We start from the raw sequence: 24,392 nt of genomic DNA, 5'->3' as shown, positions 1-24,392 counted from the left end.
ACCATACTATGAATAACGAGAGAGCAATGGAGGAATGAAAGATGCAGCTTCAACAATTGGCTTCACTGCTGGCCGTCTCCCGTGTGGTGGGTGACGGTACAGTGGATTGCCGAGGAATCGGGGCGGATTCACGTCGAGTGCAACCGGGGGATTTATTTCTGTGTTTGCCAGGTTTTACAGTGGACGGACATGACTATGCTGAGCAGGCAATTGCGTCCGGGGCGGCAGCTTTGGTCGTTGAACGTGAACTGGATGTACCTGTTCCGCAGCTTGTAGTTAAGGATGCACGACATGCCATGGCGGTTTTGGCAGATTATATGTTTGATTCACCGAGCCGACGCATGCGCATGATCGGCATAACCGGAACCAACGGTAAAACAACGATAACTTATCTGATTGAAAAGATTATGAAGGATGCGGGGGTGAACACCGGACTGATTGGTACGATTCAAATGCGTTACGGTGGTCAGTCTTACCCAATGTCTGGCACTACGCCCGAAGCGGTGGAACTGCAACGTTATCTCGGAAATATGGCAGAGCAGGGGGTTCAATGCTGTGTCATGGAAGTATCCTCACATGCGTTGGAGCAGGGCCGCGTCAAAGGAACTGATTTTCGCACCGCTATATTTACAAACCTGACGCAGGACCACCTGGACTACCACAACACAATGGAGGAGTACCGTGCTGCAAAAGGACTTTTATTCTCTAGGTTGGGAAATGCTTTCTCGCGGGATGCATCCGATAGCAAATATGCTGTTCTGAATGCAGACGATCCGGCTTCTTCCTATTTGCAGGCTCAAACTGCGGCCCAAGTGATTACATACGGCGTGGAAAAGGAGTCTGATGTGCAGGCATCTCGTATCACTATAGGTTCCAAGGGAACCTCCTTTCATGTGTCTACTTTTAAAGGAGATACCGATATTGAGCTTCGAATGGTAGGCAAGTTCAATGTGTACAACGCACTGGCGGCCATTACCGCTGCTTTGCTGGAAGGAATCTCGTTGGTGGATATCAAGCGCAGTCTAGAGTCTATTGCAGGCGTAGATGGGCGGGTAGAGCCTGTAGATGCGGGTCAGCCCTTTGCTGTTATTGTAGATTATGCCCATACACCGGACGGATTGGAAAATGTCCTTCGCACCGTAAAGGAATTTGCGGTCGGTAAAGTATGGTGTGTATTTGGATGCGGCGGCGACCGAGATCGTACGAAACGCCCATTGATGGGGAAAATTGCTGCGCGTTACAGCGATCACTCGTTTATTACTTCCGACAATCCGCGAACAGAGGACCCGAAAGTGATTTTGAAAGACATCGAACAAGGGTTGATCGACGAAGGTGTACCCGCAGAACGATACGAATTGATCGTGGATCGCAGAACTGCAATTCATAAAGCTGTTGAAATGGCAAGCCCTGACGATGTAGTATTGATTGCGGGAAAAGGTCATGAGACTTACCAGTTGATCGGAAAAACGGTGCATGAATTCGATGACCGCATCGTAGCCAAAGAAGCGATAAGGGGTTTATCCAAGTGATGAAAAGAACAATCGGTCAGATTGCATCTATGTGTGGAGGAATACTTCACGGAGAAGCGGACACCGAACAGATGGTCGAAGGCGTTTTTACAGATTCTCGCAGGCCGCAGAGCCAAGGGTTGTTTGTTCCACTCGTGGGCGAACGGTTTGATGGGCATAATTATGTGCAGCAGATCGTAAGCGAGGCAGGTGCAGCTGCATTTTTATGGCAAAAGGATCATGGAGCACCTCCGGCTGAGAACGCTATTGAGGTAGAGGATACGTTAGAAGCCCTTCAGCATCTAGCAGCTGCATACTTACGCGAAACCGGCGTTTCTGTCGTTGGGATCACGGGAAGCAACGGCAAGACGACAACGAAAGACATCGTAAACGCTCTGCTGGGCACGACTTTTAAAGTACACAAAACCGAAGGGAATTATAACAATCATATCGGTTTGCCTTTAACGGTACTGTCCATGCCGCAGGATACAGATATTCTCATTCTGGAGATGGGCATGAGTGGACGTGGAGAGATTCGTCTGCTGGCTAATATTGCCCAACCAGATGTAGCTATCATAACGAACATAGGCGAATCGCACTTGCTGCAGCTTGGTTCTCGTGCGGAAATCGCTCGTGCAAAGTTGGAGATCACAAGTGGCCTTAAGGCTGGTGGTTTGCTGATCTACAACGGAGATGAACCACTGCTTTCACAAGTGTTGGCGGAGTCTGAAACGGTCAAGCCTGAAGGTTTAAAATTGTTTACGTTCGGGCTAGTTGCAGGTAACGATGACTATCCAACTGAAATCACTTCCGATGGAGAAGGCAGCTTATTTATAACAGCCCAATATGGCAAAGAGGCTTTCCGGCTTCCCTTGCTTGGACAGCACAATGTTGTAAATGGTTTGGCAGCACTGGCGGTAGCGCGTCATTTCAATGTCGATGCAGACCATATACGTAAAGGGTTGTCGTCTTTAAAGCTGACGGGCATGCGCATTGAGGTCGTGAACTGTCCTAATGGACTTACCGTGCTAAACGACGCTTATAATGCCAGTCCGGCTTCAATGAAGGCTGCAATTCAGACGTTGTCTGCGTATAAAACGGACGGACGTAAAATCGCCGTGCTTGGTGACATGCTGGAGCTGGGACCTGAGGAAAAGCAATTCCATGAGGAAATTGGAATTTTCGCGGCAAAGCATGACGTAGAAGTACTGTTTACCTACGGTGCGTTAGGCACTTCGATTGCGCAGGGTGCGCAAGGGTTGATGCCAACTGCTAACGTGCACGCTTATACAGATAAGCAAGAGCTGATCCAGTATTTGCTGGTTCATCTACACGCCAATGATATTGTGCTGGTTAAGGCATCCAGAGGGATGCGACTAGAAGAAATTGTGGATGCGCTGAAAAACGGTCCGCTACAGAACTGATGTTGACGAGAGGGAGACTCCCATGGATATTCAATTATTACTGCTGACGATCGTCGTATCGTTTATATTGGCGGTCATTGCCGCTCCACTGCTCATTCCGCTGCTGCGGCGAATGAAATTCGGCCAGCAGGTCCGGGATGACGGGCCACAAAGCCATCTTAAAAAAATAGGTACGCCTACAATGGGCGGTATCGTGATTCTGGTGGCTTTTACGCTGACCTTTCTTAAGTTTTCAGCTATCAAAAATACGGACTTTTACGTTCTGCTGGTTGCTACGCTGGGTTTTGGGCTGATCGGCTTTTTGGACGACTATATCAAGATTGTATTCAAACGCTCGTTAGGTCTGACGGCGCGTCAAAAGCTGTTTGGGCAATTATTGTTTGGCGCGATCATGTGCTGGCTTCTGCTTAGTAATGATCATAGTACTGCGATCGGCATCCCTGGAACGTCATGGTCATTTGATTGGGGCGGCTGGTTTTATTATCCGTTCATCATTATCATGATGCTGGCGATTAGCAATGCTGTCAATTTCACGGATGGGCTGGACGGGCTGCTGTCCGGTACAAGTGCCATTGCCTTTGCTGCTTATGCCATTGTCGCGATTCAGGCGACCTCGCTTCCGGCAGCAGTATGCTCAGCGGCTATGATTGGCGCTGTACTCGGATTTCTCGTGTATAATGCTCATCCTGCCAAGGTGTTTATGGGTGACACAGGCTCGCTGGGAATCGGCGGCGCCATAGGTGCCATTGCCATCGTTACGAAAAGCGAAATTTTGTTCCTCATTATCGGTGGTGTATTCGTAATTGAAATGCTGTCCGTGGTCTTGCAAGTAGCTTCTTTTAAAACACGTGGCAAGCGTATTTTCAAAATGAGCCCGATTCATCATCATTTCGAGCTGTCCGGCTGGTCCGAATGGCGCGTAGTTATTACATTCTGGGCTGTAGGACTGTTGTTGGCAGGACTCGGACTTTATCTCAACAAGGGGTTGTAGACAAATGAACCATCCAGACGCATACAGAGATCAGGAAGTCGTCATTATCGGGCTGGCCAAAAGCGGCGTGCAAGTTGCCAAGGTGCTGCACCAGGCCGGAGCCAAGCTGACAGTCAATGATAAAAAAGATAGGGAACAATGTCCCGAAGCTTCTGAATTAGAGGCTTTGGGAATTTCCATTTTATGCGGAGGTCACCCAGAGGGGCTAATTCATCCTGGAGTGAAGCTGGTTGTCAAAAATCCAGGGATTCCTTATACGGCTCCTCCCGTACAGAAAGCTGTCGAGCTCGGCATTGAGGTCGTGACCGAGGTTGAGGTCGCCTACCATCTATGTAAAGCTCCGATCATCGGAATTACTGGCTCCAACGGAAAGACGACCACGACCACTTGGGTAGGCAAGCTGTTAGAGGCATCCGGCATGAATCCAATCGTGGCTGGTAATATCGGTACGCCCTTATGTGAGGCGGCTGTGGACGCCAAGTCGGACGAGTGGATGGTTGTGGAGCTGAGCAGCTTTCAGTTAAAAGGAACAAAGGATTTCAAGCCCGCTGTGGCCTGCCTGCTCAATGTAGCTGAGACCCATTTGGACTACCACGGAGGCATGGAGGACTACGTTGCATCCAAGGCGCGTCTATTTGCCAATCAAACGGCGGCGGATACTGCGGTGGTGAACTGGGATGACCCCGTCTGCCGGGAGCTCGTACCCTATATAAAAGCGAAGCTGCTTCCGTTCTCTATGACAGAACGTTTGCAGGAAGGGTTGTTTGCTGACCCGCCATACATACCGGATGTGACGGACGATATTGAACGTAGCATCGTATACCGCGATGGAAATGGTGTGCTGCATCCCATTATAGGCGTAGCTGAGATTGGACTTCCGGGTCGTTTTAACGTAGAAAATGCTCTTGCTGCTTGCGCAATCGCCATTGCTGCAGGCGCAGAACCAGCGAATTTGGCGGAACCATTAAGTACTTTTCGCGGCGTCGAACATCGGCTTGAATATGTTTTAGAACACGCTGGTGTAGCTTATTACAATAATTCCAAAGCAACCAATTCGAAAGCAACAATGATGGCCTTATCTTCCTTTAAGCAACCCATTGTACTCATTGCCGGAGGATTGGATCGCGGTTCTGATTATACAGAGCTCGTACCTTCCTTGCAGGAAGGTGTGAAAGCCGTTGTGCTCTTGGGTGAGACACGACATAAGCTTGCTGAGCGGGCCCAGCAAGCCGGAATAGAGCATGTCAAGGTCGTCGATAATGGGGAGGATGCCGCCGCTACGCTCGTGGAGGCTGTGAACAAGGCTGCTGAATTTGCTGAGACGGGAGATGTAGTATTACTCTCACCCGCCTGTGCAAGCTGGGATATGTTCCGATCCTATGAAGAGCGTGGACGTATTTTTAAAGAGGCGGCGCATAAATTGTAAGTAGGGGGGTTGGATAAGCCCCTACTTTTATGCAAGGGGTGGCCTCCTGATGAAGCAATCTCGTCCAGCGCCGGATCTATGGCTTTTCGTTTGTATTGTAAGCTTATTAGCCATCGGCATGGTTATGGTATACAGTGCGGGCGCCGTCCTCGCTTTTCACGAGTACGGGGACTCCTACTATTTTGTAAAGCGGCAATTGCTATTTGCAGGGCTCGGTCTTGTAGCGATGTACTTTACTGCCAGAACGGACTACCGGATCTGGCAGAAATATGCCAAGGTTGTGTTGTTGATCTGTCTTGCGTTGCTGGTTGCCGTATTAATTCCCGGCATTGGTGTAGTAAGAGGCGGGGCACGAAGCTGGCTCGGTATTAGCTCTTTCGGCATTCAGCCTTCCGAGTTTATGAAGTTGGGTATGATTCTTTTTCTCGCTCGTTGGCTCAGTCGTCCTGACTATGATATTAGCTCTTTTACGCGCGGCCTGTTGCCCCCGCTTGGACTCATGGGACTGGCTTTTGGGCTTATTATGCTCCAGCCCGATTTGGGCACTGGCACGGTAATGATGGGAGCGTCCATGCTCATCGTATTTACGGCAGGCGCGCGTATGAAGCATCTCGGTCTGCTGGCTTTGTCGGGAGCAGCAGGGTTTGCTGCACTGATTGCAGCTGCACCTTATCGGCTCCAGCGCATCACCGCTTTTCTGGACCCTTGGTCCGATCCGCTTGGCGCAGGTTATCAAATTATTCAATCGCTATATGCGATTGGTCCTGGCGGCCTAGCGGGCTTGGGGCTTGGCATGAGTCGACAAAAATATAGCTACGTTCCTGAGCCGCAGACTGATTTTATTTTTTCTATTTTGGCGGAGGAACTTGGCTTTATCGGTGGAATGGCGGTGCTGGGGCTCTTTTTGGTTCTCGTGTGGAGAGGAATGCGTGTTGCTATAACCATTCCGGATACCTATGGTAGTTTGCTTGCGGTGGGTATTGTCGCAATGGTTGCCGTACAGGTCGTCATTAATATTGGTGTCGTTATCGGTTTAATGCCGGTGACAGGAATAACACTGCCCTTAATCAGCTATGGAGGTTCTTCTCTGACCTTAATGCTAACTGCTCTGGGCATTTTACTAAATTTATCACGTTATGCGAGGTGAACGTTTATGCGCGTCGTGTTGAGCGGCGGCGGCACCGGAGGGCATATTTATCCGGCGCTGGCCGTAGCCAGACAGTGCGAAGAGATTGATCCGGACGCTGAATTTTTATACATTGGCGGTCAACGAGGACTCGAAAGCAAGTTGGTTCCTCAGGAAAAAATTCCATTTGAGGCTATTGATATCACAGGATTTCGTCGCAGCTTGTCTGTGGAAAATATAAAAACGATCATGCGCTTTTTCAAAGGGGTTCGCAGATCCAAAGCATTATTAAAGAAATTTAAGCCAGATGTCGTTATTGGCACGGGGGGATATGTATGCGGTCCCGTCGTTTATGCAGCTTCCAAGTTGGGAATTCCCAGCATTATTCATGAGCAAAATGCAATTCCAGGGCTGACTAATACATTTCTGAGTCGCTATGTGGATACAGTGGCTGTTAGTTTTGAAGGCTCAGAAGGAGCTTTCCCCAAAGCTAAAAATGTACTGTACACCGGGAACCCGCGTGCTACAACAGTTCGTTTGGCTAACCGGGATCGGGGATTTGCTACTATTGGGGTTCCGATGAACAGCTCGGTCGTCCTTGTGGTCGGTGGCAGCAGGGGAGCGAAGGCCATTAATGACGCCATGATTGCAATGGCTCCGCAACTTTCGCAACTGAAAGACGTCCATTTTGTATATGTAACCGGTGAATCTTATTATGAGCAAACGCTGGATAGCATACGGAATCAGATCGGCTCATTGCCCAATCATCTACACGTGCTTCCCTATATTCACAATATGCCAGAGGTGCTGGCTTGTACCTCATTAATTGTTAATCGCGCAGGTGCGTCCTTCTTGGCAGAGATCACATCGTTGGGCATTCCGTCCATTCTGATCCCATCACCTAATGTGACGAATAACCATCAGGAGGCTAATGCTCGTACACTTGAAAAGGCAGGCGCATCCGTCATGATTGTAGAAAAGGAACTGAGTGGCCCGGCCCTGTTTCAATCTATAGCGGGAATTATGAAGGATGAGGCATGGCGGAGTCGTATGGCAGAGTCGGCGTCTGCGCTTGGCAAGCCTGACTCAGCAGATATTTTAGTAAAAGAAATGGAACGTCTTGCCCATAAAAGGTAGTCTGCAGCGCAGAATTGGGCGGTTGTCACACACCGGATGGTATTTACATAGGATACCCTATAGATTGTGACCATCACTCAGGCTGCCGGTTGTCAGGTGAGAGCCTTATAACCATGCGGGGCAAGCAACAAGGAGGTTTCAGTACAATGCAGCAATGGATGCCATTATTAGCGGAGCATGATATCGGAAAAGTGCTGGAGCATGAGCCGCTGTCCAAATATACGACATGGAGGATTGGAGGCCCTGCGGATGCACTTGTCATCCCGGATACCAAAGAGCAGCTGGCAAGAGTATTGAAGCTGGCTAGCGAGCACGGAATTCCCTGGATGCAGTTGGGTCGGGGCTCCAACATGCTCGTCTCTGACAAAGGGATACGGGGACTTGTGATCAAGCTGGGGCCAGGATTTGATTATGTTCATTTTGAAGATGAACAGATCGTTGCTGGAGGAGGCGTTTCACTGGTCAAACTGTGCGTTATGGCCAGCAAGCAGGGCCTGTCCGGCCTTGAATTTGCTGGTGGTATCCCAGGATCAGTCGGTGGGGCTGTCTACATGAACGCCGGTGCCCATGGGTCTGATGTGTCACAAATATTCCAGTCCGCTGAGATTGTGCTGGATACAGGGGAATTGGTTGTGTACGATGCCGAGAATATGCATTTCAGCTATCGTCACTCCGTGTTGCATGAGCAACGCGGAATGGTGACAGAGGCAGTGTTTCGGATGAAGCGGGGCGACCGCGAGGAAATTTCAGCAGCACTTGCGGCTTTTAAAGACCGCCGCCGGCTGACCCAGCCGTTACAGTTAGCTTGTGCAGGAAGCGTATTCCGTAATCCTCCAGGAGACTATGCTGCTCGTCTTATTGAGAGCGCAGGTCTCAAGGGCTTGAAGGCGGGAGGCGCAGAGGTATCTGTACAGCATGCCAATTTCATTGTAAATACCGGTCAAGCGACAGCAGAGGACGTGCTTACCCTAATGAAGCATATTCAAAGTACAATATCATCTCAAACCGGCATCAAGCTAGTTCCGGAGGTTTTCGTAGTGGGTGAGCGGTAAACTCGGAGGTGATACATTGGACAAATTGGTGATTGAGGGAGGCCGTCCCCTGTCAGGCACCATACGTATCCATGGGGCAAAAAATGCGGCACTACCTATTCTTGCAGCGAGCTTACTAGCACAAGGTAAGGTAGAAATTCGGAATGTGCCCCATCTTTTAGACATTAAGGTCATGCTGCACATCCTTGAAAGACTCGGCTGTACATGCCGACATGAAGAGGAAACGGTATACGTGGATACGTCGTCCGTCCGAACGTTCCAAATTCCAGAAGATTTGATGAAGCAAATGCGCTCATCTATCTTTCTGATGGGACCGCTGCTCGCCAGATATGGAGAAGTTTCCATTTACCAGCCCGGAGGCTGCGCCATAGGCGAGCGCAAAATTGATCTTCACCTAGAGGGCTTAAAAGCTCTTGGCGCAGAGATAGAGGAAAAAGACGAGCAAATTACATTTCGAGCCCACAAGCTAATCGGCTCGGACATCCACATGGATTTCCCGAGTGTAGGTGCAACGGAAAATATTATGATGGCTGCTGCGTTGGCTGAAGGACGAACAACGATCACCAATGCAGCGAGGGAACCGGAAATTCAGGATCTACAAAACTTCTTGAATGCCATGGGAGCCCACATTATCGGTGCTGGAACCGACACGATTACAATTACGGGGGTCAGTCGCCTCAATCCGTGTACGTATGAGGTCATTCCTGACCGCATAGTAGCTGGAACGGTTATGATTGCAGCTGCAGCTACACGAGGAAGTGTGTCGCTGACCCACTGCAATCCATCCCATTTGTCTGCTCTGATTCACGTCCTCAGGCGGGCTGGTGTTCAAATCGGCATCTTGAATGATATAATGACCGTAAGTTGTATGAGTCGTCCCAAAGCAGTGGAGAGGATCGTTACCTCCCCTTACCCGTCTTTTCCGACGGATTTGCAATCTCAGGTCATGGTTCTGCTTTCCTTGGCGGACGGATTCAGTGTCATGAAAGAGACCGTCTTCGAAAGCCGATTCAAACATGTAGATGAACTAAATGTAATGGGTGCTGATATTACGGTTGATGCAAATGCTGCTTTTATAAGAGGAGTTTCTCGTCTGTACGGGGCTACGGTAGAGGCTACCGATCTGCGGGCAGGGGCTGCGCTGGTCATAGCGGGTCTAGCGGCTCAAGGACGTACCATTGTCGAGCAGGTTCATCATATTGACAGAGGGTATGACCGAATCGAACGTCTTTTCCAGGGACTGGGTGCCCGAATGAGCCGTCAGTCTCCGGTGCCGGAGCAGCTGGATTTCGTAAATTAATGCCTGTAATGTCCCTCCGTTAACGGGGGGACAAAAGGCTTTTGTGGAGAGAAGCTATGCCAAATGCTCAAATACCTGTTCTTAAAAAGAACAGAACGAAAAAAAGTACAAGCCGGAAGATTGCTATTCTTCTCATTTTGTTGTTTATCGTACTGCTCGCTGTTCTCTTTTTCCGTTCTTCGTTGAGTCGGGTTTCTGAAATTCGTTTTGATGGTAATGTATTTTCGACCCGAGATCAGCTTCTTAATCGAAGCGGTCTGGCTGTTGGAGATCAGTATTTCGGAGTCAGTTCATCCGACATCTCTGAGAAACTGCGGGAAATTCAATCGATACAGCAAGTCACAGTGGACAAGCAGTTTCCGGGGATTATTGCTATTCACATTAAAGAGTTTGCTACGGTCGCTTACGAGTTGCAGAGTGACGGGAGCCTTCGTGCTATTCTAGCGAACGGGACAAGCGTGGGCGTGGGGAGTAGCGGAATAGCCGTTGAAAAGCCTATTTTGACCAAATGGAAATCTGATGATCCGTACAAAGCGAAGCTGTGTGATGCTTTATCACGCATTCCGGGGGAATGGACAGCCGATATTTCGGAAATTATTCCCGCGCCGATTCCTTCTTTTCCGGACCGCATCAAAATGTACACACGTTCCCAGTTTGAGGTTATTACAACCGTTTCTCTACTGAATTCTAAAATCAGCTATTTGAACCAGGTGCTAGAAACAGAAGATCCAGGTTTGATCACCATGTTGGAGGCGGATTCCTACGTTCCGTTCAAACCGGATACGAGTGAAGAGGGCCAAGAAAAAGATACTACTCAGTGATGTGAAAAAATGCTAGAATTGATTTTATGGGTAATAGACTTGCCTCCTTCTTTTTTCTTCAAATTTTTATGTGACTGCAACCATAAATTGGCTTCTAAAAAATTTGTAGAAAAAAGAGGGAAAGCATGGAGTTTGTTGAATATGTACAGAGTGTGTTTAAAGAACGAAATTCATTTTGGAGTCAGGAGGTGCCACAGACTTGAGCAACAATGACATCATTGTTAGTTTGGACATCGGTACATCCAAAGTTCGGGCTATTATTGGGGAAATGAATAATGGAACCTTTAATATTATTGGAGTTGGATCTGCCGACTCGGAAGGGATTCGCAAAGGTGCAATTGTAGACATTGATCAAACCGTGCAATCAATCCGTAACGCCGTGGATCACGCAGAACGCATGGTTGGTATTCAAATAACAGAAGTGTATGTGGGGATTTCAGGCAATCATATTGGCCTGCAAAATAGTCATGGCGTAGTAGCCGTGTCCAACGAGGACCGTGAAATCGGTGAGGAGGACATTGAGCGTGTACTGAAGGCAGCTGAGGTTATTGCTGTACCACCGGAGAGAGAAATTATTGACGTGGTAGCCAAGCAGTATGTCGTGGATGGCCTTGAAGGCATTCAGGACCCTCGCGGTATGATTGGAGTTCGTCTCGAAGTAGAGGCTACGATTGTTACTGGAGGCAAGACCCCGATACATAATCTGTTGCGCTGCGTTGAGAAAGCCGGCTTGAGGATTAAAGATCTGGTCTTGCTGCCTCTTGGAGCCGGACAATTGTCTCTTTCGAAGGATGAAAAGGTGATGGGTTCGGTCCTGGTGGATATTGGTGCAGGTTCTACGAATGTTGCTATTTTCCAGGAAGGAACGATTGTTGCCACATCTACACTTCCGATTGGTGGAGAATTTGTAACCAATGATATTGCCTACGGACTGAGAACCCTTACCGATCAAGCCGAAAAAGTAAAGCTTAAGTACGGCTGCGCATGGTATGATGATGCGGCAGCCGATGTCGTCTTTAAAGTGACGCGTATCGGCAGTAACGTGGATAAGGAGTTCAACCAGCAGGATTTGGCTGCTATTATTGAGCCGAGAGTGCAGGAAATTTTTCAACTCATTCAGGCGGAAGTTAAGCGCTTGGGTTACACAGAGCTTCCGGGAGGTTATATACTTACCGGAGGCACCGTCTCCATGCCTGGTGTACTTCAGGTGGCACAAAGCGAACTGGCCGCTTCCGTAAGGATCGCCGTACCTGATTTTATCGGTGTAAGGGATCCGGGTTACACGAGCGGAGTTGGAATCTTGCATAATGCTATTCGTTACTATCGCGGAAGATCGACTAGCGTTAGCAACAGTGGCGGAAGTACCAAGAAGCCGACTAACCGAACCAAAAGCAGTAGTCCCGCTGCGGAAGGCGAGCAAAAGCAGGGGTTGATTGAACGCTTAAAAAATATGTTCAGTGAATTTATATAACGTTCATTGCTAATTATGCCAATCATGGACGGGCCATCCATGCACATTGAGGGGGAGATGGAATAGTATGTTGGAATTTGATTTTGAAATGGAGAGCTTGGCTCAAATTAAAGTGATCGGCGTCGGAGGCGGCGGCAGCAATGCGGTTAACCGAATGATCGAAAATGGTGTTCAGGGTGTGGAGTTCATCACAGTCAATACAGATGCCCAGGCACTTCATTTAGCGAAGTCTGAGCATAAGCTTCAAATTGGGGATAAGCTGACCCGCGGTCTGGGTGCCGGTGCTAACCCCGATGTGGGTAAAAAAGCGGCTGAAGAATCGCGTGAGCTCATTATGAATACGCTCAAAGGTGCGGATATGGTATTCGTAACGGCGGGAATGGGTGGCGGTACTGGAACCGGAGCGGCTCCTGTCATTGCTGAAATTGCCAAGGAATGCGGCGCGCTGACTGTGGGCGTGGTAACCCGACCATTCACGTTTGAAGGGCGTAAGCGTTCCAATCAAGCTGAACTTGGTATTGAGGGATTAAAAGAAAAAGTAGACACTTTGATAGTAATCCCGAATGACCGTTTGCTTGAAATTGTGGACAAGAAAACCCCAATGTTGGAAGCATTCCGTGAAGCAGACAATGTTCTGCGTCAGGCGGTACAAGGTATTTCAGATTTGATCGCTGTACCGGGTCTAATCAACCTCGACTTTGCTGACGTTAAGACGATCATGACGGAGCGTGGCTCCGCTTTGATGGGGATTGGTGAAGCAACTGGTGAAAATCGTGCGGCTGAAGCAGCACGCAAGGCTATCATGAGCCCGTTGTTGGAGACATCCATTGAAGGTGCTCGTGGTGTGATTATGAACATCACTGGTGGCAACAACCTGTCTCTGTATGAGGTTAATGAGGCAGCTGAAATTGTAACATCGGCTTCCGATCCGGAAGTAAACATGATTTTCGGTGCTATCATTGACGAAGAGTTGAAAGAAGAGATCAAGGTTACCGTCATTGCCACTGGCTTTGAAGGCAAGCCAAGTCAACCGGCACCGGGACGTAAACCGGCAGCCAACCCGGCTACTTCCGAATCGGCGGAAAAAGGCTCTCCTAACTTGCGTCCATTTGGTAACACTCAAAGCAGTGACCAATTAGACATTCCTACATTCTTACGTAACCGTTCGCGCAATAATAATAACGATAACTAGTTTTAATTCAGACTGCCCGCATTCTCCTTGGAGATGCGGGCTTCTTTCTGTTTTCCGCATCCTGCAGTTCAGGCGCTTCTCCTCTTTCCGACAAAATTAGTCGGTCACCGTCCCCACCGTTAGACAGACTTTGAACAGCATGACTACTATACTTAAGCCTATCCTGCAAACGCTGGGCGGGTGAAGCCTTGGTTGTTTATATCGACTTGATTTTTTTGGTCAATTTGTTCATTGATGCTGTGCTGCTGATGGTCACCGCCTGGATGAGAAAAATTCGTCCAGTGTGGTGGAGGTTGATGGCATCAGCTGGAATCGGCGCAATGTACGTGGTCATGATGTTTGTGCCGGAACTGTCCTTTTTATTTACGTTCCTGATCAAACTGGCATTATCGGTCATAATGCTGCTGGTGGCTTTTGGATTTGGCAGCATGCAAAAGTATCTTCGTACAATGGGTGCTTTTTACATGATCAATTTTGTAGCTGCAGGTGGTATTTTGGGGATGCATTATTTTCTCCAAAATACGGGGGAATTGTTTAATGGTATCTGGTACACCGCTTCGGGAGGAATGTCTTTTGAACTGAAAATCGCATTCTGGTTTATTTTATGCGCATTTGGCGGAGTGATGCTTTTCTTTCGTATTGTGCAGTCCTCAAAGCAGCGCACAGAAAGGATGAGTGGGTTTCTGGGACAAGTGCAGGTGTGGATTGGGCAGGATCATATTGAGTGTACAGGCTTGTTGGATACAGGTAACCAGCTCTATGATCCTTTGACCCGAACCCCCGTGATGGTCATGGAGGCGGCCTTGTGGGAATCGTATTTGCCCGCCTCCTGGCTCCGAAAATGTTCTGAGGGGAATGCTGACCAACTGGTGATGGAACTGGGGGACGAATCGTTTAGCTGGCAGGATCGTGTTCGTCTCGTCCCTTATCGTGGAATTAACCGCAATCATTCCTTTATGCTGGCCATTAAACCAGACCGGGTAGAGGTGGTGATGAATGGGGTTCATTTTGTACATCATCGAGTGTTGATTGGCTTGGATGGGGGAACATTGTCAGCAGAGGGTAAGTATCGCGCCATCATCCACCCGGATGTGACGGCACAAGAAGAGGGGAGTGCTGATACCAACCAGAAACGAGATGCACATTTTAGTGAGCATTTTACGGAATCAGGATGACGAGCATAAACACAAAATGATGTTTGAAGGCGACGAGAAATATCCAATGGTGAAATGGGCGGAGCACAGCTGGAATTGCACTATTTTCAAAAGGGGGAGAATGATATGTGGGAACAGATGAAATTGAAGATGAAAATTAGGCTAGCGTTGCAATTGCAATATTATCGTATTTTATTTTTATTTGGGCTGAAAAGTGAAGAAATTTATTATATTGGCGGCAGCGAGGCGCTCCCCCCACCGCTGACGAGAGACGAAGAAGAATATTTGCTGGGGAAACTTTCTTCTGGAGATGCAGCAGTACGGTCGATGCTAATCGAAAGAAATTTGCGGTTAGTCGTATATATTGCCCGTAAATTTGAGAATACGGGAATCAACATTGAGGATCTCGTATCCATTGGTGCTATTGGACTAATCAAAGCGGTTAACACTTTTGATCCAGAGAAGAAAATCAAACTTGCGACATATGCGTCTCGATGCATTGAGAATGAGATTTTGATGTATTTGCGTCGCAATAGTAAAACGAGAACGGAAGTTTCTTTTGATGAGCCTCTGAATATTGATTGGGACGGTAATGAATTATTGCTTTCCGATGTGATGGGGACGGAAAATGATACCATTTACCGTAATATTGAGGAGCAGGTGGACCGTAAATTATTGCATAAGGCACTGGATAAGTTGACGGATCGAGAGCGTTTGATTATGGAGCTGCGCTTCGGCTTACAAGACGGAGAAGAGAAGACACAGAAGGATGTTGCTGACCTGTTGGGTATCTCGCAATCGTATATTTCGCGTCTGGAAAAGCGAATTATAAAGCGCTTACGAAAAGAATTTAATAAAATGGTATAATGCATGGGTATATCCGGAAGCGATGGAAACGGCGAATAAAAAAATGCCCTCAGGAGATAATGTACATTAATGTTGCTCCTTGGGAGGTAAGACACGATGACCCGAAATAAAGTGGAAATTTGCGGTGTGGATACCGCCAAACTGCCGGTATTAACCAATGCAGAAATGCGCGAGTTGTTCACATCACTTCAGCAAAATAATGAACGATCAGCCAGAGAAAAATTGGTCAACGGCAATCTCCGACTCGTCCTGAGTGTGATTCAACGATTTAACAATCGGGGAGAGTTTGTGGACGATTTGTTCCAGGTAGGATGTATCGGCCTAATGAAGGCGATTGATAATTTTGACCTTTCGCAAAACGTAAAGTTCTCCACTTATGCGGTGCCGATGATTATCGGAGAGATCCGCCGTTATTTGCGGGATAACAATCCGATCCGTGTATCTCGTTCGTTACGGGATATTGCATATAAGGCGCTTCAGGTGCGGGACAGTCTGACGAATCTGAACTCGCGAGAACCAACGATTTTTGAAATTTCAGAGGCATTGAATGTGCCCAAAGAAGACGTTGTGTTCGCGTTGGATGCGATTCAGGATCCGGTTTCGCTGTTCGAGCCGATATATCACGACGGGGGCGACCCAATCTATGTGATGGATCAGATCAGTGATGACAGAAATAAAGACGTCTCATGGATTGAGGAAATCGCTCTGCGGGAAGCGATGCATCGCCTGGGCCAGCGTGAAAAGATGATATTGTCTATGCGTTTTTATGAAGGAAAGACGCAAATGGAGGTTGCCGACGAAATCGGTATCTCTCAAGCCCAGGTTTCAAGATTAGAGAAGTCGGCTATACAGCAAATGCAAAAACATGTAAAGTCCTAATGAAATGAATGCTTGAATGATTCAGCGATAAAAACGATCCTACCCGGATCGTTTTTGCGTTTACAGGACATTTTTTGGGCTCTTCCGCTCATATAGTGAAATAAAGGATGTGATGCGTGTGAGTGCACCGGAAACGTCAGTAAGAGCAATGAAAATTTCCGAGTTTCAAACCAAGGATGTCATTAACATTGTAGATGGACGACGTCTGGGACAAATCAGTGATTTGGAGATTGACGTGCGGCAGGGGAAAATTGAAGCCATTGTGGTTCCAGGCAGCAGTCGTTTTATGGGCTGGTTTGGAGGCGGAAGCGAGTTGGTCATTCCGTGGCGCAACATTGTGAAAATTGGTTCGGATGTTGTGCTTGTACGATTGGAAGGATTGCATGAGCCGTCGGGTGAAGGTGAGGAAAAGTTGTATATCGAACGTCAAGAGCGGAGTGACCGACGGGGCTTCTGAACTTGCAGATCTACGTATTTTAGTGTGTTGTGAAGACACGGTGGCGGCTTTTTGGTACACTGGGCAGTAGAGGTGAGAATGAATGGAACCATTTGTAGTGAACACCGAGGCTACGGGAACTGCGCTTATGCAAGATGGCGGACGTCCCGTACCGGAGTTGTTATATATTCAATCTTGGGAGCGGCAGGTTCAGGGATTAACAGCGGGTTTTACAGGTCGTCATGGCGGTGTCAGTGAGGTGCCCTACGCTAGTCTGAACTGTGCGTTCCATGTAGGGGATGACCCCGAGCAAGTTATTCGTAACCGTCGGCTCATTGCTGAGCAGCTTGGCTTTGCTGCTGAAGCGTGGACGTGCGGTGAACAGGTTCATGGTCATCATGTTGCCGTGGTCAAGGCTGCTGATCGCGGGCGGGGCTTTATGGATCGTGCATCCGCTTTTCAGGACACAGATGGACTTTTGACGAATGTACCTGGCATTTTGCTGACGTCCTTTTATGCAGACTGTGTACCATTATATTTTTGTGATCCAGTCCGCCGTGTGATTGGGTTGGCGCATGCAGGCTGGAAGGGAACCGTTGCGGAAATCGCATTGAAAATGGTACAGACCATGCAAAACGAATATGGATCTCAGCCGTCTGATATACTAGCAGCTATTGGTCCTTCCATTGGTTCTGAATCCTATGAGGTGGATGAGCATGTGATGAGCCAAATTCGGGTTTTGGAGCATGATTGCCCGGGTAATGATAAATGGGAAGGTTCTGTTTACTTCCCCTTAACCAACGGAAAAACACTACTTGACTTGAAACAATGCAATCGACACATTATGATGAAAGCAGGAATATTGCCGAGCCATATCGAATGTACTACCTTATGCACGAGTAGCCGTAGCGATTTGTTTTTTTCATATCGCAAAGAAGGCGGCGTCACAGGAAGAATGGCGAGTTGGATTGGTCTGGAAGAGAGGTGAGTCCTCCCGTGTCTTTGGAGGAACGAATTAAAGAAGTGAATGCCCGTGTAGAAGCGGCATGTGCCCGAAGCGGACGTTCGCGTGATGAAGTTAATGTGATCGCTGTCACGAAATATGTTTCGGCGGCGACAATGACATCGGTATTGGATAGCGACTTAGAGCATGTGGGCGAAAATCGCTGGCAGGATGCTGCGGATAAATGGAGCAAGTTGGGTGACCGGGGAACGTGGCATTTTATTGGTCATCTCCAAACGAATAAGGTTAAAGATGTGATTGGAAAATTTAAATTTATACATTCGCTTGACCGCTTATCGCTCGCTCAGGAATTGGACAAGAAGGCAGCCGCTCTGGGACTGCGAGTTAAAGCTTTTGTGCAAGTCAATATTTCTGGGGAAATATCCAAATATGGCTTGTCCTCTGAGGCGGTTGTCCCCTTTTTGGAACAAATTCGCGAGTTGGAGCATGTGGACGTGATTGGCTTGATGACGATGGCTCCTCATGAGGAAGACCCGGAAAAAACTCGGCCTGTGTTTCGGGGATTACGTGAATTACGGGATAGGTTAAATGGACAAGCCTTGACCAGAGAACCCATCGTTCACTTGTCTATGGGGATGTCCAATGATTTTGAAGTGGCGGTTGAAGAGGGAGCGACCTGGCTGCGGCTTGGTTCCGTACTGGTCGGACGAGAGGAGGATTTCCATTGGGCGTAATGAATAAGTTCATGAACTTTCTGGGGCTTCAGGAAGAAGAGGAAGTTATAGAGCGAGAGGTTATGAATACGCCGGAAGATCAAGAAATTGAAACCCCAAGCTTTGATAAACGTAAGAACCAGAAGAGCACTAATGTTGTCAGCATCCATTCACAGAAAAATGTGAAAGTTGTCCTGTATGAGCCGCGTTCTTATGATGAAGCACAGGAAATTGCCGACCATATCCGTTCCCATCGCACCGTCGTAGTTAATTTGCAACGAATTCGCAAGGATCAGGCGTTGCGAATTATTGATTTTTTGAGTGGTACTGTGTATGCACTGGGTGGTGGTATCTCCAAGGTCGGGAACAATATTTTTCTGTGTACACCAGATACGGTTGAGATTCAAGGCTCTATTACGGAAATACTGGCTGACACTGAACAAGAACTTAACAGAATGAGGTGAACTTTTCTTGATCGAGGTAATTTACTGGCTATTTCAGATTTATTCGTACATGATCATTGCATATGTTCTGCTGTCATGGCTTCCTAATGCCAGAGAGAGTGTAATTGGCGATTTACTTGCCAAGTTTGTGGAACCGTATTTGTCTCCTTTTCGCAGGTTTATACCGCCAATCTTCGGGATGATTGATATTTCACCCATCGTTGCGCTGATTGCTCTGCGTTTTGCGTCATACGGTTTGATTTCTTTAATTGGTAATTTCGTCTAGGAGGAGTTATGCGAACTGAGATTTATGAGCATTTTCACCCGGATGAACGGGATTATGTGGATCGCGCTTCCGAATGGATCAGTCATGCGGGAGCTTATCATGAGCAGAAGCTGACTGATTTTTTGGACCCGCGCCAACAGTACATATTGGAGACACTTGCTTCGAAGGAAGACAAGGTCACGATTAGGGTAGATGGCGGATATATGGCTTCAGAACGAAAGCGGGCGCTTATTGCGCCCGATTATTCGTATTTGGACGGTGAGGAGATGGAGATTCAGGTCCTTTCCATCACATCTGACGATCATAAAGTAGCTACTCTTGAACACGGTGATTATCTAGGTGCCCTACTGGGACTTGGAATCAAACGTGGGAAAATCGGGGACATTCATGTACTAGATGATGGGTGCCATGTATTGGTAGCTTCAGAGATTGTCGATTTTATGACGATGCATTTGCAGCAGGTACATCGTGTCCATGTATGGACAGAACTGTTGCCTGTAGCGAGTCTGCGAACGAAGGAAGTTGCATTAGAGGCGCTAGATCTGACTGTCGCTTCTTTACGACTGGACGGTATTGCCAGCGATGTGTACAAGCTAAGCCGCAGTAAAATATTAACACCGATTCGGGCGGGACGGTGCCGGGTAAATTGGAAGGTGGAGGAGAATCCATCCACTCCACTTAAAGCTGGGGACGTTATTTCCATGCAGGGTTTTGGGCGTTTCAAAGTGCTTGAAACAGACGGGATGACAAAAAAGGGAAGATTCCGTGTCAAAATTGGTAAGTTTGTATAGCTGTAGGCAGGAATCACGAGCTTTCTGTCGAAAGAATTAAGCTATAGCGAAGAACTGGAACGATTTTGCTCTGTACAGTATTCACAAAACGGAGTATGATGACCGATAGATGATAGTGAGCGTCGTGACGCGGAAAATGTATTTTTTGTCAATCTTATAGGAGGTGGACGGCATGCCATTAACGCCATTGGATATACATAACAAGGAATTTGCCCGCCGGCTTCGCGGTTATGATGAGGATCAGGTTAATGAATTTTTGGATCAGGTGATCAAAGATTACGAGGGCGTTATTCGTGAAAATAAAGAACTGAGCACCGAGTTGTTGAACGTACAGGAGAAGCTCGATCATTTCGCGACGATTGAGGATACGCTGAGTAAGACGATTATCGTGGCGCAGGAAGCGGCTGATGAAGTTCGTAACAACGCCAAGAAAGAATCCCAACTGATCGTGAAGGAAGCGGAAAAAAATGCGGACCGTATTGTGAACGAAGCATTATCTAAATCCCGCAAGATCGCGTTGGAGGTTGAAGAACTGAAGAAGCAGGCATCGATTTACCGAGCACGGTTTCGTACACTGGTGGAAGCACAGCTTGATTTGTTAAGCCAAGACGGCTGGGAAGCCCTTGAAAACCGGGAACGCGAAGTACTGGAGCGCGAGCGTGAGATGAAAGAAATTTACTAATTTCATTTCTGACAAGCTTTTATTAGGCTTTGTTAGGGTTGACTTTTATCTTTAAACAGGCTATAACTGTAAATACTATACTGAATTCAATGATTATCCGTCCGTCGGCTGATGGTTGTTATTCAAGGCAACGATGTTGCTGATTTAATATTCGATGAATTTAACATGTTTAATTCGTTGATGGGAACGAGTACGTCATGATTTGTCCCTCAGAGAGTTGGCCTTCCGGTGCAAGCCAACGTTCAGAACATGACCGAAGATCCTCCCGGAGAAGTGAGCTGAAGCGCTTAAGATTTTTTATGGCGTGTGTAAGCAATCACCGTTTGCCATGCGTTATAATGGCGCCCTGCTGTAGTTGAGTGGGGCTCAGAGAGCCGTGATGAGACTGTATTTTAGAATGGTCTGTTTTTACGGAATCAGGGTGGTAACGCGAGCACAGTCTCGTCCCTTTACAGGGATGGGGCTTTTTTTGTTGCTTTTTTTAGGAAATGCTAGAGAAATCATGATGAGCAGAGAGGGAGTATGACGGTATGAACAGAGTGGATGTTAAAGAAAAAGCACGGTCTCGTGACCTACGCATCCTGAGCAAATGGAAACAAGAGGACACATTCCGTAAATCCATCACAAATCGTGAAGGAAAGCCCAATTTTGTGTTTTATGAGGGCCCGCCAACAGCTAACGGTAAACCGCATATCGGTCACGTGCTGGGCCGTGTAATTAAGGATTTTGTAGGCCGCTATCAGACAATGAAGGGATACCGCGTCGTACGTAAGGCAGGCTGGGACACGCATGGCTTGCCGGTAGAATTGGGTGTACAAAAGCAACTGGGAATCTCCCACAAACCTGAAATTGAAGAATATGGCGTTGAAAAGTTTATTAAAAAATGTAAGGCAAGCGTGTTTGAGTACGAGCAACAATGGCGTGATCTAACCGAAGCGATCGGATACTGGACTGACCTCGATAACCCGTACATTACATTGGATAATAACTATATCGAGAGCGTATGGAACATTTTGGCGACAATTCATGAAAAAGATCTGTTGTATCGTGGTCATCGTGTGAGTCCGTATTGCCCGGATTGTCAGACGACGCTAAGTTCTCATGAAGTAGCGCAGGGCTACAAAGATGTGAAGGATCTGAGTGCCACTGCCAAATTCAAGTTGCATAGCAGTGGTGAATATGTACTGGCTTGGACGACAACACCTTGGACCTTGCCGAGTCACGTGGCGCTCGCCGTCAACCCTGAACTGGAATATGCACGTGTGAAGCAGGAAGACGGTGTATACATCGTTGCTAAAAATCTGGTTGAGGACGTAATTAAAGGCGATCATGAAGTGATTGGCACACTATCGGGTTCAGAACTGGTTGGCCAAACGTATACCCCGCCATTTACGTATTTTCAGGTTGAGAAGGGTAATCAGATTCTGGGTGCGAAGTTCGTAACAGACTCCAGCGGTACAGGTATCGTTCATATGGCTCCAGCGCATGGTGAGGATGATTACCGGGTATGTCGTGAAAATGGTGTTGAGTTCATCAACGTGGTGGATCTTCAAGGTAACTATGTAGAGGAAATCACTGATTTTGCAGGCCGTTTTGTGAAAGACTGTGATGTAGATATTGTTAAAATGCTGTCCGAAAAAGGGTTGCTGTACAGCAAGGAAAAATACGAGCATAGCTATCCGTTCTGCTGGCGCTGCGATACTCCATTATTGTACTATGCTATGGACAGCTGGTTTATCAAAACAACTGCGATCAAGGATCAATTGATTGCCAACAACAGCGAAGTCGAATGGTACCCGGGGCATATACGTGAAGGACGTTTTGGCAAGTTTTTGGAGGAGCTGGTGGATTGGAACATCAGTCGCGATCGCTATTGGGGTACACCACTAAACATCTGGGTTTGTGAGGAAACTGGAGAACAGTTCGCTCCGCATAGTATTGCTGAATTGAGGGAACGTGCGATTGGCGATGTACCAGCGGACATCGAGCTGCACAAACCATATGTAGATGATATTAAGGTTCGTAGCCAATGCGGTAAATACGAAATGACTCGTACACCGGAAGTAATCGACGTATGGTTCGATAGTGGCTCCATGCCGTTTGCACAGCATCATTATCCTTTTGAAAATAATGAAACGTTCGAGCAGCAATTTCCGGCAGATATGATCTGTGAAGGGATTGACCAGACTCGTGGCTGGTTCTATAGCTTGCTTGCGGTTTCGACTATGCTGACTGGCAAAGCTCCTTATAAAGCTGTCATGGCGACAGGCCATGTACTGGATGAGCAGGGGCAGAAAATGTCTAAATCCAAGGGTAATGTTATTGATCCGTGGGAAGTGATTGACGAGTACGGTACAGATGCTTTCCGCTGGGCATTGCTGTCTGATAGTGCACCATGGAATAGCAAACGTTTTTCCAAAGGAATTGTAGGTGAGGCTAAATCGAAGCTGGTGGATACGCTTGTAAATACACACGCTTTTCTGACTTTGTATGCGGATATCGACGGATTTGATCCGGCACAGCATCCGTTCAAACCATCGGCTCATAAGTTGGATCGTTGGATTTTGTCCCGTCTGAACAGCCTCATTTTGGTAGTGGACAAAGCGCTGGCTGTAAATGACTTCCTGAACTCATCTAAAGCAATTGAATCGTTTGTTGATGAGCTGAGCAACTGGTATATCCGTCGTTCACGCGACCGATTCTGGGGCAATGGTCTTACAGAAGATAAGCTGGATGCATACCGTACACTGACCGAAGTGTTGTTAACGACTGCCAAACTGCTTGCGCCGTTTACACCACTGCTTGCAGAGGATATTTACCTCAACCTAAGCAACGGGGAAAGTGTTCATCTGGATGATTATCCGACTGCCAATGAGTCCTTGATCGATTTGGAACTGGAACGAGATATGGAAACGGCACGCCGTGTCGTTGAATTGGCGCGTAACGTCCGCAACGAAACGGGTTTGAAAACGCGTCAACCGTTGTCCGAGTTGATTCTGTCCATGGATCAGGACTTTGAACTGAGTGGCTATGAGGAAATCATCAAAGATGAGATTAACGTGAAGCATATTCATGTTGAGACGGACGATAGCGGCTTTGTAGATTTTACACTGAAACTGAATTTGAAAGTAGCAGGCAAGAAATACGGCAAAAATGTCGGTTTCCTACAAAACTTTTTCAAAGGAATGTCTGCTGAGGATACCCGTTCTGTTGTAGAAAAAGGAGTGTTAAACGTCGCTTCTCCAGAAGGTGAAGAGCTGCAAGTTACGGCCGAAGAACTGCTGGTGGAGAAAAAAGCGAAAGAAGGCTTCGCTTCTGCTTCCGGTTATGGCTTAACGGTAGCGTTGAACACAGACATTACGCCAGAGCTGGAGCAAGAGGGTTGGGTACGTGAAGTGGTTCGTGCGGTACAGGATTATCGTAAAAAACTGGATCTGCCGATTGAAAAGTATGTGGCGTTGACGTTGGATGTAGATAACGAGCTGCGTCAGGCCATCGAAAGCTTCGATTCTGTGTTGCGTGAGAACGTATTGGTTACTACTGTGACATTTGGTCAAGCCGAACCGGCAGAACATGTGGATGTGAACGGTAAAACCATCGGCGTTCATATTGGAGAATAATTACAAGCCCCCTGTCCCATAATACAATAACAGGCAGCATATAAAAACGAGCCTAAGCATCGGAAACGGTTTTTCTCCGTTACGTGCTTCGGCTCGTTTGCTGCGTTCA

At 47.6% G+C, this 24,392-nt stretch carries 22 protein-coding genes and 1 other annotated feature; all 22 genes read left to right on the top strand.

Annotated elements, in window-relative coordinates:
• The first annotated feature begins 41 nt into the window (after positions 1 to 41).
• The 22 genes from NLX82_RS04015 (at position 42) to ileS (ending at position 24,283) form a co-directional block, all read left to right on the top strand.
• Positions 42 to 1,529 carry a UDP-N-acetylmuramoyl-L-alanyl-D-glutamate--2,6-diaminopimelate ligase gene (locus NLX82_RS04015; RefSeq protein WP_028540478.1) on the top strand — a complete coding sequence of 496 codons (1,488 nt, stop codon included), beginning with the start codon at positions 42 to 44 and terminating at the stop codon, positions 1,527 to 1,529.
• On the top strand, positions 1,529 to 2,932 hold the full coding sequence (locus NLX82_RS04010; protein ID WP_071558482.1) for a UDP-N-acetylmuramoyl-tripeptide--D-alanyl-D-alanine ligase: 1,404 nt from the start codon (positions 1,529 to 1,531) through the stop codon (positions 2,930 to 2,932). Before NLX82_RS04015 ends, NLX82_RS04010 begins: the two co-directional genes overlap by 1 nt.
• A 22-nt stretch (positions 2,933 to 2,954) precedes the next feature.
• Positions 2,955 to 3,923, top strand: coding sequence for a phospho-N-acetylmuramoyl-pentapeptide-transferase (mraY, locus tag NLX82_RS04005; RefSeq protein ID WP_013311092.1), 969 nt, complete (start codon positions 2,955 to 2,957; stop codon positions 3,921 to 3,923).
• A 4-nt stretch (positions 3,924 to 3,927) separates the two neighbouring features.
• Positions 3,928 to 5,349: a UDP-N-acetylmuramoyl-L-alanine--D-glutamate ligase gene (gene murD / locus NLX82_RS04000; protein ID WP_254347500.1), complete on the top strand. Its 1,422-nt coding sequence runs from the start codon at positions 3,928 to 3,930 to the stop codon at positions 5,347 to 5,349.
• Between the two features lie 49 nt (positions 5,350 to 5,398).
• A complete protein-coding gene (spoVE, locus tag NLX82_RS03995) occupies positions 5,399 to 6,496 on the top strand; it encodes a stage V sporulation protein E (protein WP_023989448.1) in 1,098 nt (365 codons plus the stop codon).
• A 6-nt stretch (positions 6,497 to 6,502) separates the two neighbouring features.
• Entirely contained in the window at positions 6,503 to 7,612 is a 1,110-nt protein-coding gene (gene murG, locus NLX82_RS03990) for an undecaprenyldiphospho-muramoylpentapeptide beta-N-acetylglucosaminyltransferase (RefSeq protein ID WP_069080394.1), read from the top strand.
• A 146-nt stretch (positions 7,613 to 7,758) separates the two neighbouring features.
• On the top strand, positions 7,759 to 8,664 hold the full coding sequence (gene murB, locus NLX82_RS03985; RefSeq protein ID WP_023989446.1) for a UDP-N-acetylmuramate dehydrogenase: 906 nt from the start codon (positions 7,759 to 7,761) through the stop codon (positions 8,662 to 8,664).
• Positions 8,654 to 9,964, top strand: a complete 1,311-nt coding sequence (gene murA / locus NLX82_RS03980) for a UDP-N-acetylglucosamine 1-carboxyvinyltransferase (protein ID WP_179085382.1) — start codon at positions 8,654 to 8,656, stop codon at positions 9,962 to 9,964. Before murB ends, murA begins: the two co-directional genes overlap by 11 nt.
• Before the next feature lie 56 nt (positions 9,965 to 10,020).
• A complete protein-coding gene (locus NLX82_RS03975) occupies positions 10,021 to 10,785 on the top strand; it encodes a cell division protein FtsQ/DivIB (protein WP_023989444.1) in 765 nt (254 codons plus the stop codon).
• Between the two features lie 199 nt (positions 10,786 to 10,984).
• Positions 10,985 to 12,256, top strand: a complete 1,272-nt coding sequence (gene ftsA / locus NLX82_RS03970) for a cell division protein FtsA (RefSeq protein ID WP_013311085.1) — start codon at positions 10,985 to 10,987, stop codon at positions 12,254 to 12,256.
• A 67-nt stretch (positions 12,257 to 12,323) separates the two neighbouring features.
• Positions 12,324 to 13,448, top strand: coding sequence for a cell division protein FtsZ (gene ftsZ / locus NLX82_RS03965; RefSeq protein ID WP_013311084.1), 1,125 nt, complete (start codon positions 12,324 to 12,326; stop codon positions 13,446 to 13,448).
• Positions 13,449 to 13,636: 188 nt separating this feature from the next.
• Positions 13,637 to 14,623, top strand: a complete 987-nt coding sequence (spoIIGA, locus tag NLX82_RS03960) for a sigma-E processing peptidase SpoIIGA (protein WP_254347499.1) — start codon at positions 13,637 to 13,639, stop codon at positions 14,621 to 14,623.
• 105 nt (positions 14,624 to 14,728) lie between these two features.
• The gene (gene sigE / locus NLX82_RS03955; protein ID WP_175405300.1) at positions 14,729 to 15,469 is read left to right on the top strand and encodes an RNA polymerase sporulation sigma factor SigE; all 741 of its coding nucleotides are present in this window, start codon (positions 14,729 to 14,731) and stop codon (positions 15,467 to 15,469) included.
• Between the two features lie 96 nt (positions 15,470 to 15,565).
• Entirely contained in the window at positions 15,566 to 16,348 is a 783-nt protein-coding gene (gene sigG / locus NLX82_RS03950) for an RNA polymerase sporulation sigma factor SigG (protein WP_007431182.1), read from the top strand.
• Positions 16,349 to 16,466: 118 nt separating this feature from the next.
• A complete protein-coding gene (locus NLX82_RS03945) occupies positions 16,467 to 16,805 on the top strand; it encodes a YlmC/YmxH family sporulation protein (protein ID WP_028540485.1) in 339 nt (112 codons plus the stop codon).
• Between the two features lie 82 nt (positions 16,806 to 16,887).
• Entirely contained in the window at positions 16,888 to 17,772 is an 885-nt protein-coding gene (gene pgeF / locus NLX82_RS03940; protein ID WP_075154452.1) for a peptidoglycan editing factor PgeF, read from the top strand.
• A gap of 8 nt (positions 17,773 to 17,780) precedes the next feature.
• Positions 17,781 to 18,482, top strand: a complete 702-nt coding sequence (locus tag NLX82_RS03935; protein ID WP_025718637.1) for a YggS family pyridoxal phosphate-dependent enzyme — start codon at positions 17,781 to 17,783, stop codon at positions 18,480 to 18,482.
• Positions 18,473 to 18,925 (top strand): cell division protein SepF, encoded by a 453-nt coding sequence (locus NLX82_RS03930; protein ID WP_023989437.1) that lies wholly within the window; start codon positions 18,473 to 18,475, stop codon positions 18,923 to 18,925. Before NLX82_RS03935 ends, NLX82_RS03930 begins: the two co-directional genes overlap by 10 nt.
• Positions 18,926 to 18,932: 7 nt before the next feature.
• The gene (locus NLX82_RS03925) at positions 18,933 to 19,190 is read left to right on the top strand and encodes a YggT family protein (RefSeq protein WP_023989436.1); all 258 of its coding nucleotides are present in this window, start codon (positions 18,933 to 18,935) and stop codon (positions 19,188 to 19,190) included.
• An 8-nt stretch (positions 19,191 to 19,198) separates the two neighbouring features.
• Positions 19,199 to 19,981, top strand: a complete 783-nt coding sequence (locus NLX82_RS03920; RefSeq protein WP_254347498.1) for a YlmH family RNA-binding protein — start codon at positions 19,199 to 19,201, stop codon at positions 19,979 to 19,981.
• A gap of 172 nt (positions 19,982 to 20,153) precedes the next feature.
• The gene (locus NLX82_RS03915) at positions 20,154 to 20,663 is read left to right on the top strand and encodes a DivIVA domain-containing protein (RefSeq protein ID WP_023989434.1); all 510 of its coding nucleotides are present in this window, start codon (positions 20,154 to 20,156) and stop codon (positions 20,661 to 20,663) included.
• Positions 20,664 to 20,831: 168 nt separating this feature from the next.
• Positions 20,832 to 21,115: a binding site (T-box leader), on the top strand.
• A 78-nt stretch (positions 21,116 to 21,193) separates the two neighbouring features.
• The gene (gene ileS / locus NLX82_RS03910) at positions 21,194 to 24,283 is read left to right on the top strand and encodes an isoleucine--tRNA ligase (RefSeq protein WP_069080397.1); all 3,090 of its coding nucleotides are present in this window, start codon (positions 21,194 to 21,196) and stop codon (positions 24,281 to 24,283) included.
• Positions 24,284 to 24,392 lie beyond the last annotated feature (109 nt).

The organism is Paenibacillus sp. A3M_27_13 (assembly GCF_024213315.1).
GTDB classification, from domain to species: Bacteria; Bacillota; Bacilli; order Paenibacillales; family Paenibacillaceae; genus Paenibacillus; species Paenibacillus polymyxa_B.
Note: the sequence above shows the minus strand (reverse complement) of the source record. Positions and strands in the feature narration are given on the sequence as shown.

What these genes read in the sequence shown, in the direction of transcription:
- murB (WP_023989446.1), top strand. Translation starts at nt 7,759, where the DNA reads ATGCAGCAATGGATGCCATTATTAGCGGAGCATGATATCGGAAAAGTG.
- sigE (WP_175405300.1), top strand. Translation starts at nt 14,729, where the DNA reads ATGTGGGAACAGATGAAATTGAAGATGAAAATTAGGCTAGCGTTGCAA.
- pgeF (WP_075154452.1), top strand. Translation starts at nt 16,888, where the DNA reads ATGGAACCATTTGTAGTGAACACCGAGGCTACGGGAACTGCGCTTATG.
- mraY (WP_013311092.1), top strand. Translation starts at nt 2,955, where the DNA reads ATGGATATTCAATTATTACTGCTGACGATCGTCGTATCGTTTATATTG.
- spoVE (WP_023989448.1), top strand. Translation starts at nt 5,399, where the DNA reads ATGAAGCAATCTCGTCCAGCGCCGGATCTATGGCTTTTCGTTTGTATT.
- murG (WP_069080394.1), top strand. Translation starts at nt 6,503, where the DNA reads ATGCGCGTCGTGTTGAGCGGCGGCGGCACCGGAGGGCATATTTATCCG.
- murD (WP_254347500.1), top strand. Translation starts at nt 3,928, where the DNA reads ATGAACCATCCAGACGCATACAGAGATCAGGAAGTCGTCATTATCGGG.
- NLX82_RS03920 (WP_254347498.1), top strand. Translation starts at nt 19,199, where the DNA reads ATGCGAACTGAGATTTATGAGCATTTTCACCCGGATGAACGGGATTAT.
- ftsZ (WP_013311084.1), top strand. Translation starts at nt 12,324, where the DNA reads ATGTTGGAATTTGATTTTGAAATGGAGAGCTTGGCTCAAATTAAAGTG.
- NLX82_RS04015 (WP_028540478.1), top strand. Translation starts at nt 42, where the DNA reads ATGCAGCTTCAACAATTGGCTTCACTGCTGGCCGTCTCCCGTGTGGTG.
- NLX82_RS03975 (WP_023989444.1), top strand. Translation starts at nt 10,021, where the DNA reads ATGCCAAATGCTCAAATACCTGTTCTTAAAAAGAACAGAACGAAAAAA.
- ileS (WP_069080397.1), top strand. Translation starts at nt 21,194, where the DNA reads ATGAACAGAGTGGATGTTAAAGAAAAAGCACGGTCTCGTGACCTACGC.
- NLX82_RS03915 (WP_023989434.1), top strand. Translation starts at nt 20,154, where the DNA reads ATGCCATTAACGCCATTGGATATACATAACAAGGAATTTGCCCGCCGG.
- sigG (WP_007431182.1), top strand. Translation starts at nt 15,566, where the DNA reads ATGACCCGAAATAAAGTGGAAATTTGCGGTGTGGATACCGCCAAACTG.
- NLX82_RS04010 (WP_071558482.1), top strand. Translation starts at nt 1,529, where the DNA reads ATGAAAAGAACAATCGGTCAGATTGCATCTATGTGTGGAGGAATACTT.